The 14,976-nt window shown below is 43.1% G+C and carries 15 protein-coding genes and 1 tRNA gene; 10 read left to right on the top strand and 6 right to left on the bottom strand.

Going from position 1 to position 14,976, the window contains the following annotated elements; genetic code table 11:
• Positions 1-3,054, top strand: coding sequence for an efflux RND transporter permease subunit (locus V7R35_RS11890; RefSeq protein WP_334015071.1), 3,054 nt, complete (start codon positions 1-3; stop codon positions 3,052-3,054).
• 88 nt (positions 3,055-3,142) lie between these two features.
• Here V7R35_RS11890 and V7R35_RS11885 read toward each other — a convergent pair whose 3' ends face one another.
• Positions 3,143-3,676 (bottom strand): peroxiredoxin family protein, encoded by a 534-nt coding sequence (locus tag V7R35_RS11885; protein WP_334015070.1) that lies wholly within the window; start codon positions 3,674-3,676, stop codon positions 3,143-3,145.
• Positions 3,677-4,054: 378 nt separating this feature from the next.
• Here V7R35_RS11885 and V7R35_RS11880 point away from each other — a divergent pair, with 378 nt between their 5' ends.
• Positions 4,055-5,146, top strand: coding sequence for an MBL fold metallo-hydrolase (locus V7R35_RS11880; protein WP_334015069.1), 1,092 nt, complete (start codon positions 4,055-4,057; stop codon positions 5,144-5,146).
• 91 nt (positions 5,147-5,237) lie between these two features.
• Here the strand turns inward: V7R35_RS11880 and V7R35_RS11875 are convergent.
• From V7R35_RS11875 to V7R35_RS11865, 3 genes are all read right to left on the bottom strand, one after another.
• Positions 5,238-5,314 (bottom strand) — tRNA-Val (locus V7R35_RS11875).
• A gap of 153 nt (positions 5,315-5,467) precedes the next feature.
• On the bottom strand, positions 5,468-6,544 hold the full coding sequence (locus V7R35_RS11870) for a patatin-like phospholipase family protein (RefSeq protein WP_334015068.1): 1,077 nt from the start codon (positions 6,542-6,544) through the stop codon (positions 5,468-5,470).
• 143 nt (positions 6,545-6,687) lie between these two features.
• Positions 6,688-7,110 carry a MarR family winged helix-turn-helix transcriptional regulator gene (locus V7R35_RS11865; protein ID WP_334015067.1) on the bottom strand — a complete coding sequence of 141 codons (423 nt, stop codon included), beginning with the start codon at positions 7,108-7,110 and terminating at the stop codon, positions 6,688-6,690.
• Positions 7,111-7,432: 322 nt separating this feature from the next.
• Between V7R35_RS11865 and hmgA the strand changes: the two genes are divergently transcribed.
• Together hmgA and hppD are read left to right on the top strand one after the other, a co-directional pair.
• Positions 7,433-8,728 (top strand): homogentisate 1,2-dioxygenase, encoded by a 1,296-nt coding sequence (hmgA, locus tag V7R35_RS11860; RefSeq protein ID WP_334015066.1) that lies wholly within the window; start codon positions 7,433-7,435, stop codon positions 8,726-8,728.
• Positions 8,729-9,132: 404 nt separating this feature from the next.
• Positions 9,133-10,206 carry a 4-hydroxyphenylpyruvate dioxygenase gene (hppD, locus tag V7R35_RS11855; RefSeq protein ID WP_334015065.1) on the top strand — a complete coding sequence of 358 codons (1,074 nt, stop codon included), beginning with the start codon at positions 9,133-9,135 and terminating at the stop codon, positions 10,204-10,206.
• Between the two features lie 24 nt (positions 10,207-10,230).
• Here hppD and V7R35_RS11850 read toward each other — a convergent pair whose 3' ends face one another.
• The gene (locus tag V7R35_RS11850) at positions 10,231-10,596 is read right to left on the bottom strand and encodes a VOC family protein (protein WP_334015063.1); all 366 of its coding nucleotides are present in this window, start codon (positions 10,594-10,596) and stop codon (positions 10,231-10,233) included.
• 402 nt (positions 10,597-10,998) lie between these two features.
• Between V7R35_RS11850 and V7R35_RS11845 the strand changes: the two genes are divergently transcribed.
• The 6 genes from V7R35_RS11845 to V7R35_RS11820 all read left to right on the top strand — a co-directional run bounded on the left by V7R35_RS11845 (position 10,999) and on the right by V7R35_RS11820 (position 14,395).
• Positions 10,999-11,388 carry an ACT domain-containing protein gene (locus V7R35_RS11845; protein ID WP_334015062.1) on the top strand — a complete coding sequence of 130 codons (390 nt, stop codon included), beginning with the start codon at positions 10,999-11,001 and terminating at the stop codon, positions 11,386-11,388.
• Positions 11,389-11,393: 5 nt separating this feature from the next.
• Complete coding sequence (locus V7R35_RS11840) at positions 11,394-11,891, top strand: PTS sugar transporter subunit IIA (RefSeq protein WP_334015061.1); 498 nt, start codon at positions 11,394-11,396, stop codon at positions 11,889-11,891.
• 69 nt (positions 11,892-11,960) lie between these two features.
• Complete coding sequence (locus tag V7R35_RS11835; RefSeq protein WP_334015060.1) at positions 11,961-12,308, top strand: ArsC family reductase; 348 nt, start codon at positions 11,961-11,963, stop codon at positions 12,306-12,308.
• Complete coding sequence (gene dapE / locus V7R35_RS11830) at positions 12,302-13,438, top strand: succinyl-diaminopimelate desuccinylase (RefSeq protein WP_334015059.1); 1,137 nt, start codon at positions 12,302-12,304, stop codon at positions 13,436-13,438. The genes V7R35_RS11835 and dapE overlap by 7 nt, the downstream gene beginning before the upstream one ends.
• Positions 13,438-14,124, top strand: a complete 687-nt coding sequence (locus V7R35_RS11825; protein WP_334015057.1) for a M15 family metallopeptidase — start codon at positions 13,438-13,440, stop codon at positions 14,122-14,124. Before dapE ends, V7R35_RS11825 begins: the two co-directional genes overlap by 1 nt.
• A gap of 40 nt (positions 14,125-14,164) precedes the next feature.
• Complete coding sequence (locus V7R35_RS11820; protein WP_334015056.1) at positions 14,165-14,395, top strand: DUF2897 family protein; 231 nt, start codon at positions 14,165-14,167, stop codon at positions 14,393-14,395.
• 21 nt (positions 14,396-14,416) lie between these two features.
• On the opposite strand, the gene V7R35_RS11815 is transcribed toward V7R35_RS11820, so the two are convergent.
• Positions 14,417-14,863, bottom strand: coding sequence for a hypothetical protein (locus tag V7R35_RS11815; RefSeq protein ID WP_334015055.1), 447 nt, complete (start codon positions 14,861-14,863; stop codon positions 14,417-14,419).
• Between the last annotated feature and the right edge of the window lie 113 nt (positions 14,864-14,976).

The raw sequence follows: 14,976 nt of genomic DNA, 5'->3' as shown, positions 1-14,976 counted from the left end.
ATGGTCGAGTATTTCTTTCGCCAGAAAGTCATTAGCTGGATGGTTGCCATTATCTTGGGCGTTGGTGGCATAGTGACATTTCTTGGGCTAGGGCAACTAGAGTTTCCCGAGTTTACCATTCGAAATGCGCTAGTCATAACCCAATACCCAGGCGCCACGCCAGAGCAAGTAGAAGAAGAAGTTACCCTACAGCTTGAAAAAGCCATACAGCGCATTCCCAATGTAAAACGAATAAGCTCGGTGAACATGGTAGGTTTATCGCAGATAACCGTAGAGCTTAAAAGTAGTGTTCAATCTAAAGACCTAGAACAATATTGGGACAACTTGCGGCGCAAAATTGGCGACACACAAGGAAAGTTACCCCCAGGCACCAGTACATCTATCGTTAACGACGACTTTGGTGATGTGTTTGGGTTATTAATGACCCTTAAAAGCGAAAGCTACACATTGAAGCAGCTTGAAGATTTCGCCGACTTGATGCAGCGGGAAATCCAGCTTGTTGAGGGCGTAAAAAAGGTATCTATTGCTGGCACTGTGAACGAACAAATTATCGTGTCACTCGACCACGATAAAATGAAGACACTGAATGTATCAACTGAAGCCATCGCGGGGCTTCTTACTGCGCAAAATGTGGTGGGTAATGCAGGCGCCATTAAGGTGCAAGGTAAACGCTTATCTATTCAACCCACCGGCGAGTTCAATAATTTAGACGCGTTAGGTCAAGTGGTAATTGGCTCTCCAGCAAGCGGTCTTATTCGCTTAAACGACATTGCCACTATTGAACGAACGCTTAACGACACCCCGTCTATTTTGTACCACAGTACGGGAACCCATGCACTTTCCATAGGTGTATCGTTTGCGTCTTCGGTAAATGTGGTAGACGTAGGTAAACGGCTTGATAAGAAAATAGCTGAGCTTGAGTCTCGCATGCCTTTGGGAATGCAGCTTAATACCGTGTATAACCAGCCTACTGTGGTAGACAGCTCGGTATCGGGATTTTTAATCAACCTTGTTGAAGCCGTTGCCATCGTGATTTTTGTGCTGCTACTTTTCATGGGCTGGCGCAGCGGAGTGCTAATGGGGCTTATATTAGTACTCACTATTCTTGGCACCTTCATCATGATGTCGATAAAGGGCATTCAGCTACAAAAAATATCACTAGGCGCATTAATCATCGCCCTAGGTATGTTGGTAGACAATGCCATTGTAGTTACAGAAGGTATGCTAATTGGCGTGCGCAAAGGGCAATCTAAGCTACAAGCAGCTAAAGATGTGGTGGCACAAAACGGACTTCCTTTGTTGGGCGCTACGGTAATTGCAATAACTGCTTTTGCACCTATTGGACTGTCGCCAGATGCCACCGGTGAATTTGTGGGCTCATTATTTTGGGTTTTATGTTTTTCACTATTTCTAAGCTGGCTCACCGCGCTAACCATTACCCCCTTCTTTTTTGATTTATTATTTAAAACCGAAAAAGAACAAAGCAAAGACGATAACGAAGACCCTTACAAAGGCATTGTTTTTACGGTATACAAGCGTTTCTTAACCGCTGCCATTAACGGCCGATACGTGACTATTGTCGTGGTTTTACTTGCGCTTGTGGGTGGTGTTAGCTCAAGCAAATTTGTTAAAAATGCGTTTTTCCCAGACTCTTCTACGCCCCTTTTCTTTGTTGATTTATGGCTTCCAGAGGGCAGCGATGTACTAACCACAGAGCAAGCCATTCGACGATTAGAAGACCGTGTTATGGCGATGGACGATATTGCCAATGTGACGAGTGTTATTGGCGGTGGTGCCCAGCGATTAACGCTCACCTATGCGCCTGAAGACAGATACGCAAGCTATGGCCAACTTATTGTAGAAACCAACACCGTTGATTCTCGAAACGCCAGAATGCGAGAAATCATAGAGTTAGTGAGGCAAGACTTTCCTAACGTGCAATATAAAGTGAAAGCCCTGCAGGTTGGCCCCTCTGCGAAAGCAGCCATAGAAGCGCGAATTTATGGGCCAGACCCCGATGTATTAAGAGAAATTAGTAGCGATATTGAAGCCATATTCCATGCAGAAAAAACCATGGACAGCGTACGCCTCTCTTGGAGTAACAAAGTACCTTTCATACAACCTGTTTTTCTAGAAGAACAAGCACGTAGAATAGGCGTAACACGAGATGCTGTGCATACCGCGTTTTTATTGAATAACGAAGGGCAAACAGTAGGGCTATACCGCGAGGGAAGTAACCTTATTCCAATTGTAATGCGTAACGACCCTAATCAGCGATACGATATCGATAACCTTGCTTCGTTAAATGTGTGGAGTCAGGAGCAAGGCAAGTATATCAGCATGGCTGATGTAACCAGTAACGTAGATGTCACGCTTGACAACCCCATCATCAAGCGTAGAAACCGTGTAAGAATGCTAGCCGTTTATGCCGAACCACTGCCATTATCAGGTGAAACTGCGGCCAGCGTTCAGGCTAAAGTACAGCCACAAGTTGAAGCGCTAACCTTACCGGAAGGCTACCGCATTGAATGGGGTGGCGAATATGAAACGTCACGAGATGCACAAAAAGCGCTGTTTGCGAGTATGCCAATAGGCATTCTGGGCATGTTTATTATAACGGTATTATTATTCGGCAAATTGCGCCAAGCGTTAGCTATTTGGGGCGTCATTCCGCTTACAACAATAGGCATCATCGGCGGCTTAGTGCTAGTGGGAGCGCCATTTACCTTTATGGCCCTTTTAGGAAGTTTAAGTCTAATTGGTATGGTGCTTAAAAATGGCATTGTATTGATGGAAGAGATAAACGTGCAGTCACGTGACAATAGTGATGAATTCACTACAGTGATCAATGCATCTGTATCTCGAGTAAGGCCCGTCTCAATGGCAGCTATAACCACGATTTTAGGCATGATCCCACTCTTTTCAGATGCCTTCTTCTCTTCGATGGCGGTGGTGATTGTGTTCGGCTTAACCGTAGCAACGGTGCTTACTTTGCTAATTCTACCTGTGCTGCATTGTACCTTTCACGGTATAAAGCAAGAACAGAAGCAATAGCGTAAATACATTGATTCGCCAGTCTAGAAACCAGCGCCATTAACTTGTAGCGGCGCTGGTTTGTTTATTCTGGTAGCACCCAGCCGTTTTAATAGGCAAGCGTACCGCGTATAGGATAGTTATTCTTAGGGTCTCGGATCCAATTAAGGCCATTTGCTAGCGCACCAAGCTCTGGTCGTACAAACGGATTGTTTGATATATCCACTACGTGAAGCTTACCTTCTTCATTCACTACAAAAAGGCCTGGTTCAGCAAAGTTATGATCGGTCTCCTGTTCAGAACGAGGGATGGATACATAAACACCCAATGTTTTCATTTGCTCTTCTGTTAACCCGTAGGCGATTGGGAAGTTAATTGAGATCTCTTGTAGCTGCTCTTTCATTTGTGATTCTGAATCTGCCGAGACCGCTATGATGTCAACGCCCGCTTGCTTAAACTGCTCTTTGTAATTAGCAAGGTCGTTCAAATAACGTGTGCACAGAGGGCAATGACGCCCGCGATATACAAAAACCGCTTGCCAAGAAAAACCTTCTCTTGGCTGACCGAGTGTTACTGTGTCTCCATCACTGTTGGTAACGTTAATGGTTGGAAATGTATCACCTGCATTTAGTTTAACTGACATTACTCTCTCCATTTAATTGAGCTGTAAGTGTGTTTATGTGAATAACTACAATCAGGTTCATTAACACGAAAAACAATCAGTATATTTTTAGTTACCCCTACCCTAATAATCCTAAGTCACTGTATTAATTTACATTTTAATTCTACTTTTCTTTCTTGTTAATCTTAAAACGCCACGGCTCGTTCACATTTTTATCAGCGTTAGATAATTTAAAGTGCATAAAAAAGTCCACATTAAAAGCTCTATTTTTCAATGTAATGGCTTACTTTGAGGCTTATACAGCGACAAAACTACACTGAACAGTTTACTTTTTTAAATCAATGCTCCACAATAAAAGTACACTACACAGTGTACTTTCAAACAAACTATGGTGACCATATGCCCAAATTAGTCAGTCGAGGCTTTTTGGCTGGAGCTTTATTTATGACATGTTTCTGTGCAAATACCGCTGTAAATGCATCAAATACGGCAACAATTTCCGAGTCGCATAAACGCGCTCTACCGGAGAAATTTACTAACACTCACATAAATTATAAAACATCGCTCAGCGATATGTGGAAAGTAACAAAAGCTTACTTCAGTGATAATAGAGAAACAGCAGCGCCAACATTTAACATTCCCGTCGTTCAATTAAGCACCTCCTCGCTTGATGCTATTAATGAAGACAGTATCGTAAAATTAGGGCACTCAACCACATTACTAAAAATGGATGGTAAATACGTTCTCATAGACCCCGTATTCAGTGAACGCGCCTCTCCTGTTCAATGGGTGGGTCCTAAGCGCTTTCATGCAACGCCAATCTCTATTGAAGCGCTGCCAAAGCTTTCTGTGGTGATAATAAGCCACGATCATTATGACCATTTAGACAAAGCCAGTGTAGAGATGCTCGAGTCAAAAACTGAGCAATTCATTGTGCCTTTAAAGGTAGGTAATCACCTTCGCGACTGGGGTATTGCGCAGGATAAAATTACTGAGCTTGATTGGTGGCAATCTACTGTACAAGGCGGTATCGAGATTACCGCAACACCTTCACAGCACTTTTCCGGACGCGGCTTGTTTGATAGAGATGAAACGCTGTGGGCAAGTTGGGTAATTCGAAGTGTTTCCACAAACGTATTCTATAGCGGTGACTCGGGTTATTTTGACGGCTTTAAAGAGATAGGTGAACGATTTGGACCTTTTGATTTGTCGCTTATCGAGACTGGCGCATATAACGAACTGTGGTCTGATATTCACATGCTTCCGCATCAGAGTCTTAAAGCCCATATCGACGTTAATGCAAAGGTTATGATGCCTGTACATAACAGCACCTTTGATTTGGCATTACATGATTGGAATGAACCAATTAATAAAATTACAGCGCTAGCCAACGAGAATAATGTGCCAATTTGCGTGCCCATATTCGGCGAAATACTGCCCATCAAGCAGGCTGCTGCGGCACCCAATAAACGTTGGTGGGTAGAAGGGTGATTTAACGTGTAAAGCTGCCACTTTATGAAAAAGTAAATGAAGTAGGCTTACGCAGCAGATAATATGGAAATTCAAAAAAAGAAAAAATAGATGGTGCGTCTACCCTGATTCGAACAGGGGACCTCTACCATGTCAAGGTAGCGCTCTAACCAACTGAGCTATAGACGCATATTTTTATGTTGAATGCCTTGTAGATATAAATTGGCGCGGCAAATACCTATCAACGCCGCGTATAATACTGAGCCTACTGCAGCCCTGCAAGCAAAAGTTACCTACAATAGCGTTAAGTGCCTAATTTGTCGGCAGTGTTCATCTTATTAGCTACTTTTGACTAAACGGTAACGGCTTAATACTATTTATCAATGAGCCATCGTGTACGGCGTTCATGAAATACTCACCAAGCCTGTCTGTTTCCTTTAATACTGTTTGCCAATACTTAATGCGCGTACTCGCATCTAACACTTCAAAATCTTTTCTGTCTGGAATTTTACTGTATGGCAAGTTAGCAACAAACGATGCTGACGGCACTAGCATAACAACATTGTCATAAGATGAGCGATGCGGCACTCTGCCCTTCAACCCTTTATCAAACCAGCCTGGAATGGGCTTGTTGTAAAAATGCGGGTATAGCACAAGGCCGTTATCTGGCCCAAAAGACAAGTCAAAGTGATAATCGATGATGCCACCGTCGCGATACATGCCTGCAGGCGCACCTTCTATATCGGTAACACCTTCTATAACAACCGGAATTGATCCCGATGCCAATAATGCGCTGTGGATATTATTTTGAGTTAGCGCATGATAATGCGTAGGCAAGTTATAAGGATCGTTTACAGAAAAATCAGTATTTGGCGTTGAAAATACGTATCGCTGATACAGGCGTTTTAAGTTTTTACGGCTCACTGTATTAACCGCTGCACTCATCGCAAGCCCAGATAACTGCCTTACTTTACTTTCGAACCGTGTGGCGCCCAAGCACTTGGCAACAATAAGGTGCGCTTTAAATCGTGAGTTAGCCAAAACTTGCTGTTTGCCTTCGTCATTAACCATGTATTTCAGCAAGTCTTCGGCTTTTTGTGTTATTTCTCTTGGTGTAGGCTTATTACTGCTGTAAGTGGTTGTTGAATACGACTCAGCTAACCTGTTTATGGCGGCCAGTGGGTCGTCTTGTACCGCACAAATGGTTCTGAAGGCACCAGCAGACGACCCGATCACATGAATTTGATGATTTACATTGGCGAACCACTCTGGAAACAAAACGCGATCTAAACCTGCTAACGAAAACCATTTGGGTCCACCTGAAGCACCTAGAAAATAACTAAAAATGTCTGGTGAAAAACCCTGCTTTTGAATGGTCTTAATGGCGTTAGCCCCTGCGTAAACTTCAAGTGGTGCCACTACATTTCCTTTTAAAGCGAATAATTAAATTGCGACATTTGTCTATTTCGATGGAATTTATCAGCTAAAGCGGTAAAAGTAACTAACTAGCATGGCAACCCGTTGCTTGTCAGACCAGAGAAATCATGGGTTCAATAGGCTATTCAAGCGCTGAAGTTCTCTATCACTTTTAAAAATATTTCATACTCACTATCGGTGATATTCTTGAGTTTGCTTTGTTGCCACAGCCTTATTTTAGGAATGATCTCATTGTACATCGCCTCGCCTCGTGGACTAAGAGCCACATCAAAAAATCGCCCGTCATTTTTCGACAGCGTTTTGCAAATTAAGCCATTATGTTCCATGCGTTTCAACGCTCTAGACACACTCACTTTGTCAAGCCGTGTGGCCTGTGACAATGCTTTTGCAGACATTACTTTACTGTCTGGCGAAAAATGTCCTAATGTGGCCATAATTCTCCATTCTGGCATAACTAGACCGTAGCTTGCGTATACGTTATACAAAGATTCGCTTATATCACTGGCAGCCATTGCCATTTTGTAAGCTAGCATGTCCTCTAATTTCATTGCCCGTTACCTTTTTCGTTTTTCTTTTTTAAGCGTTACTGTTTCGTTGTTTTAATTAGTGACACCAATTCAGTGGAAGTGCTAGACACTGGCAAAGCTAAGTACTTAAAAGATTAAGCGCTTGAGAGGGCCATGCTGTAAAGTTATTACAACGTAAAAGGCCGTCCTTCTACAGCATAAATACGTGCTATGCATTGATTTAACATCTAATTCCCACTAGCCTAAATCAAATAGTTTCATTTGTAACTAATTTATAAACGATAAATGCCAACAGAAAACTTATGGTCTACTGTTGGTAATAACAACTGAACATGGACAGCTTATGGAAAACCTAACTTACCTTACAGGCTTTAATAACGAGCACGAAACCGAAGCACTACCCGATGCGCTTCCTAAAGGGCAATTTAGCCCGCAAAAGGTTAACTATAAGCTTTATGCCGAACAATTTAGTTCTACCGCATTTACTGCACCCCGCGCAGAAAATAGAAGAACATGGACATATCGTTTACGACCATCCATTGCTATGGGTGACTTCACACAAATAGACAATGGTTTAATTAGAACTGCGCCTGAAACAGCCATACCTTGCCCACCTAACGTTTTAAGATGGGATCCTGTAGCGCTGCCTGAAGCACCTACGGATTTTGTAGAAGGGCTTGTGACCATTGCATCAAATGGCGATACAAAAACACAAATTGGTATGGGTATCCACTGCTACACAGCAAATAAATGCATGGATAGCAAGGTGTTTTACTCGTCTGACGGCGAAATGCTGTTTGTACCGCAATTGGGTACTATGTTGGTACGTACAGAGTTAGGTAAACTTGAAGTTTCAAAAGGCGAGATACTGGTAATTCCTCGCGGCATCCGGTTCTCTATTACGCCCATGGATGGGCCTATACGTGGATACATATGCGAAAACTATGGTCATCCATTTGTACTGCCAGAGCGCGGTCCTGTTGGTGCCAACGGTTATGCAAACCAGCGAGATTTCCAATACCCTACAGCTTGGTTTGAAGAAAACGACACTCCACATACAGTAATTAACAAATATTGTGGCAATTTATTCGAAGCCCCGCTGTCACACTCACCTTTCGACGTTGTTGCATGGGTTGGAAACTCTGCCCCTTATAAGTATGACCTTAGTCGCTTCAACGTTATAAATACCGTGAGTTTCGACCACCCAGACCCTTCTATTTTTACTGTGCTTACCTCGCCGTCAGAACTTGAAGGCACAGCGAACGTAGATTTCGTTATTTTCCCACCTCGCTGGATGGTGGCAGAGCAGACGTTCCGCCCGCCATACTACCATCGCAACATTATGAGTGAATTTATGGGTTTAATTGAGGGAACGTACGACGCAAAAGAGCATGGTTTTGTGCCTGGCGGAATGAGTTTGCATAATTGTATGACCCCACACGGTCCGGAAGCCGAAGTCTTTGAAAAAGCGTCTAATGCAGACCTTTCACCACAGCGGTACGAGAACACGTTGGCATTCATGTTTGAATCTCGTTACCCCATTGCTCCTAGCGAATTTGCAATGAATTCAGACATTAGACAACGCGATTATCTTGCCTGCTGGGATGGGCTTAAAAAATACTACGACGGTAAAAAGTAAGCCATTAACCCGCTAGGCCGACACATGACGCCTTTATTAGCACATGGCCAGGCGCTTATTTGCATGCTTACTTAGGCACTGGCTGGGGCACGTATCTTAGTCACTTAAATCAACACTAACGTGGGCGTGTAGTAGCGCCCACGTTAGTGTTGAACATGGCATGTGTACTGTTATCTGCACACTAAAACAACGCCGCATAAATTATACTTTTCATTAATATTCATAAACTTAAACAATAGCACCTCTTCAACTTTCTAACCTCACGCCAAGGTGAAAAGATTTCGTTACACCTAGGCTTTCCAACAGGTTTACACTTCATTCAGCCATGCTATTGCGCGAGAATTTACCCCCCCATTACAATCGGCTCACAATTACTTTAAAAGTTTCACGTTGAGGAAGTACCCATGGCTGATTTATTCGACAACCCAATTGGATTAGACGGGTTTGAATTTTTAGAATTCACTGCACCTGAGAAAGGTATCTTAGAGCCAATCTTTGAAGCAATGGGCTTTACTTTAGTAGCAAGACACAAATCAAAAGACGTTGAGTTGTGGCGCCAAGGCGACATCAATTTATTAAGTAACTACGACAAGAACTGTCATGCCGATTATTACTCTGAAGAGCATGGCCCGTCAGCATGTGGTATGGCATTTCGTGTAAAAGACGCACAAAAAGCCTACAAAGAAGTACTAGCACGCGGCGCACAGCCAATGGACACCCAAACCGGTCCAATGGAACTAAGACTTCCAGCTATTAAAGGAATTGGCGGTGCTCGTCTTTATCTTATCGACCGCTACGAAGGCGAAAATACAATTTATGATATCGACTTCAACTGGATTGAAGGCGTAGACAGAAATCCTAAGGGCTGTGGTTTCCATACGCTTGATCACCTTACGCACAACGTATATCGCGGTCGTATGGACTACTGGGCAGGTTTCTACGAGAAACTATTTAACTTCCGCGAAATTCGCTACTTCGATATTAAGGGCGAATATACAGGTCTGTTATCTAAAGCAATGACGGCACCAGATGGAAAAATTCGTATTCCGTTAAACGAAGAGGCTGTTGGCGGTGGTGGCCAAATAGAAGAGTTCCTAATGAAGTATAACGGTGAAGGTATTCAACATATTGCCTTTGCCTGCGACGACCTAATTGCATGTTTAGACAAGCTAAAAGCGCGCGGCATGAAGTTTATGACGCCTCCACCGAACACATATTACGATATGCTTGAAGAGCGTCTTCCTGGTCATGGTGAAAATGTAGATGAACTGCAAAAACGCGGCATTTTACTAGACGGTACAACAGAGAACGGCGAACCAAGACTGTTATTGCAGATATTCTCTGAAACCGTATTTGGCCCAGTGTTCTTTGAATTTATTCAGCGTAAGCAAGACGAAGGGTTTGGTGAAGGTAACTTTAAGGCGTTGTTCGAGTCTATCGAGCGTGACCAAGTAAACCGTGGCGTATTAAATAAATAACCACACACCGATTGAAAAGGCAGCTTAATCGCTGCCTTTTTCATAAAGCGCACAAGGTGCCCCAGTTGGGTCAAAAATTACACAAAAGCTGTCCTTGCCGTGGTGTCTTACATCGCCCACTCTCTTGCCGCCAAGCGACTCTACATGTTCGAGCGAGTTTGATAAGTTTGCTACCGTAAAATAGTTTATCCACCCACCTGGTAGTGTTTCATTCACGCCTTTTTTATGGCAAATGCCGCCTACTGGCGTACCGTCGGGTTTCATCATTACGTAATCGCTATATCCTCCCATATCCACAGGCTCTTTTTTCCAACCCATCACTTTCTCGTAAAACTCAGCCAACGCTTCAGCATTTTCAGTTGTAATATCGCACCACGACGCTTCAGACATTCCCGCTCCTTTTTTGATGTTTTCTAACCTTGTTAACACAATGTAGAACATCAGTGAGATGACGTATACCCTCAGGGCTGTTTCTATGTAGCAACTGCATTGTCTGAATTAAGAAACGCGATAATTACACTGCATTGTCAAGATAAGAAATTGCAAAATTAATAAACATTTTGCAATTTCATGGTAGACAACGCCTGTGGAAAATGCTTGCAATTTGGATAATGTTATCCACTGAACATTGTTTGTACAGTTTATTTTTCCATTTAATATCATGCACTTAAATTAAAGCCCCAAACTACTCAACAAACTTATCCACAGATTAAGTGGATAACACGTAGCACTTAATCACAGTTAGTGGTTTAATAAACGTATCTTCGATGTTTTCTTTTTTTTCGTTATCGCATGCCAAAACAAACACTATTAGTCCGTGACGACTTATTTACAATTCACAGTCTGGACCCAGAAAGCGACATCCCTTCCTCTGTGTTGAAAAGCCCACTTTTTTTCTTGGGTAAAACAGAAGAAGAGTTATCTATTGTGGTTCCCAATTCCGTTGAAGTCGATTCACTTGATTGTGACGAAGGCTGGAAAGCACTTGAGTTATTAGGACCTTTGCATCTTTCTTTGATAGGAATAATGGCGCAGATAGGTCAAGTACTTGCTGCGGCTAAGGTACCTATTTTTGTTGTCTCTACCTTCGACACAGACTTTTTCTTAGTGAAAGGCAACAAACTTAAAGACGCCGTAAGTGCGTTAAAAAAAGCAGGGTACACCGTTAACGAGGATGCATAGCGGTGATGGATAAATTGTTAACTTGCCAACCCGACGAGTTTAAAAAACAGTTTTCAATAACCAGTCCTTTGTCTGGCCAAGTCATTGAGCTTCAAAACATAAACGATAAGCTTTTACGTAACGGGTTCATGGGCCCCGGCGCAGCCATAAGCTCTACTGCAAGTGTTATCAAAGCGCCCTTCGACGGTATTGTATTAAATGTATCGCCCCTCGATTACGCCATCGAAATAAAATCGTCGGTAGGCTTAAAATGTCGAATCAAATACGGCGAAGAAACTCATCACTTAATGGGTGAAAAATTTACCTGTGCATTAAATAGGGGCGCGCGTTTCGCGAAGAACGACACATTATTTACGGTTAATACTGGATGGTTGAAGCAGAAAGGTGTGTCGAATGTTTGTATAATGACAGTAGTGAACGTCAAAGCGCTTATTGGCGTTCTACCTACAACCGCAAAATACGTTGAGGCGGGCGAAGATGCATTGCTTTCGCTTTATCTATAATTGCGTTATCTCGCACTCAGCGAAAACCGATAATGATTAACTAACAACAAGTAGTATGGATAATATTCAATGAGTACAGTCCTGTATGGAATCCCTAACTGCGACACCATCAAAAAAGCAAAAAAATGGTTAGCAGATAACAACGTCACTTTTACGTTTCACGATTATAGGAAAGACGGCATTAGTGCCGACTTTTTAAAGCAAGCTGAAGCTGAGCTTGGATGGGAAGTTATGCTAAATAAACGTGGAACGACGTTTAGACAGCTAGACGAGGCAGAGAAAGCATCAATAGATAAAAACAAAGCGCTAGCACTTCTTGAGCTTCACCCCGCCATGGTTAAACGCCCCATACTGCATCACGACAATGCGTTTCACATCGGTTTTAAGCCCGCTCAGTATGAGGAAATATTTTGTTAAACGACTCGGTTATTGATATTGCAAAAAACTTGATGAATCGCCGCTCGGTTACCCCTGAAGATGCTGGCTGCCAAGACGCTATGAAGGACTTTTTAGGTAGTCTAGGTTTCAACAACGAGACCATGGTATTTGAAGATACGACTAACCTATGGTCAAGACGTGGTAGCCAAGGCCCTCTTTTCTGTTTCGCAGGACACACTGATGTAGTACCGAGTGGACCTGAAGACGCATGGCAGACGCCACCATTTGTAGCTACCGAAAAAGATGGCTACCTGCATGGGCGTGGCGCAGCTGATATGAAAGGTAGCCTTGCAGCTATGCTTGTTGCAACCCGAGAGTTTGTGACTAAGTATCCCGACCATAAAGGCAGCATTGCGTATTTGATCACCAGTGATGAGGAAGGTCCATTCATTAACGGCACTACCCGCGTTATCGACACACTTGAAGCGCGTAATGAAAAAATAGACTGGTGTGTGGTGGGTGAACCGTCATCCACAGACGAAGTGGGCGACATTGTAAAGAATGGACGCAGAGGCTCATTAACAGGTGATTTAGTGGTAAAAGGTGTTCAAGGTCACGTAGCCTACCCTCACCTTGCTAAAAATCCTGTGCACCTTGCGGCGGCTGCCTTAGACGAACTTGCAAAGTCGCATTGGGATAACGGTAACGACTTTTTCCCACCTACCAGTTTCCAAATATCTAATATTCACGGCGGCACGGGAGCAGGTAACGTTATTCCCGGTGAATTGCACGTTTGTTTTAACTTCCGTTTTTCAACCGAAGTTACCGACCAAATACTCATAGACCGTGTACTCGCTATTTTAGATAAGCACGGCCTAGACTATGACATAAAGTGGACTTTTAACGGACAGCCATTTCTAACCGATACTGGTGCATTACTTGAAGCAACGCAAGGCGCAATTGAAGCGGTAAAAGGAAAGCCAACGGTGCTTTCTACTGCCGGCGGCACCTCTGATGGACGTTTTATAGCGCCTACTGGAGCACAAGTTATAGAATTAGGGCCTGTAAATGCCACCATTCACAAAATTGACGAGTGCGTAAAAATGGCTGACTTAGAACAGCTTGCAGATATGTACTTCGGCATTTTAGAGCGCCTGCTGGCAAACTAATGAGTCGTATTAAAGACGCCCAATGGTTAGGCCAGCACAATGACTACCTTGTTGATGCTGGCATCAATCATAAACTGCATCCTGATGTATTTGAACGCTTCAAGGCGATGCAACAAGCAGCAAAACGTGACGGGATAGATCTGCAGCTTGTAAGTAGCTACCGCAACTTTGACCGCCAGCTAGCAATTTTTAATAGAAAATGGCGCGGAGAAGCCCCTATTCTTGATGAAAATAGCCAACCACTGGTTTCTAGCGCGCTAAGCAATACTGACAAACTACATGCTATCTTAATGTGGTCTGCCCTCCCTGGAGGCAGTCGTCATCATTGGGGGACAGATTTCGATGTGTATGATAAATCGTCGGTTGAACAGTGGGGTGGTCACTTTAATTTGGTGGAAAATGAATACGAAGAAGGCGGGCCATGCTATTCCCTTGCTTCTTGGCTTGAGGAAAACATGGCAATTTTTGGTTTTTTTCGCCCTTTCAGTAAACATAACGGCGGCGTGGCACGTGAGCCTTGGCATTTAAGTCATGCTGATACCGCTATACAGTTTGAAGACGCTAGAAACGTTACCGCGTTGGAAAACACGCTAACGCAAAGCGATATAGAAGGTAAAACCACTATTCTTTCACTACTTGAAGTTTTGTACCCACGTTACGTGTTAAATAATGGCAACGATAAATAAGCTAACAATAACGTCGTTAAGTCCATAGAGGAAAAGAGTAATGGATGTAACCTGGACAGTAGTTATTATCTTATTGGTACTTGGTGTGATAGTTGGCAATATTACACTGCTTAAATATAGTGCCAAATTTAAATTTCCTACGCCTTCTAAATCGGCTGATGATAATGGGAAAGTTGAAGGAGATAACGCGAGTAAAAGCCATGTTGACGTAAATAACGCCAACAATTCAGAGAAGAAGAAAAACGGTTTCGATGACGAAGACGATTGGTAGCAAGTGCGTGTTTAAAGCAGGTTATGCTAAGCGCCCTGCTTTCGTCGTTTGCTCACAACTATTAATATGCTGTTGAAGCCACGCTAATGCATCTTCTTTGTTTGAGAAAAAAGAGAAGGGTAACGATGAGCCCGTATAAAGCCGTGTCCAAAATTTCTTTTGAAGTTCAAGCCCTTCGGTTTCGTTAAGAATAATAGCTGTAGCTACCAACCCTTTTATTTCTGCCTTATCTACAATATCGTGAGCACTTGTTGTAGCAGCCATAGGCGCAAGGCCTAAGCCATTTACATTAACTAGGCTTGCCCAGCATGGAGATTCTATTTTAGCCCTTTGAGCACCTACTACAGTTTCGTATCTACTCATAAACTCCAAGTTGAATGGGCCGATAAGATCAATAAAGAGGATGTTTTGACGAGGGTCGAAAGAAGCCTTTACCTCACCGTGTGCGCCAAACTTACTTGTTTCCATGTTACTACCTTCCAAACACACAATGTACGTTAAAGTATAGGGTTCTATGTGTGGTATGTCGATAATTTAAGCATATGAAAAAGGAAGCTTACGCTTCCTTTTTATTCTATTTA

Source organism: Alteromonas sp. S167 (genome assembly GCF_036864375.1).
Lineage (GTDB): Bacteria > Pseudomonadota > Gammaproteobacteria > Enterobacterales > Alteromonadaceae > Alteromonas.
This window is presented reverse-complemented; position numbering and strand designations above follow the sequence as displayed.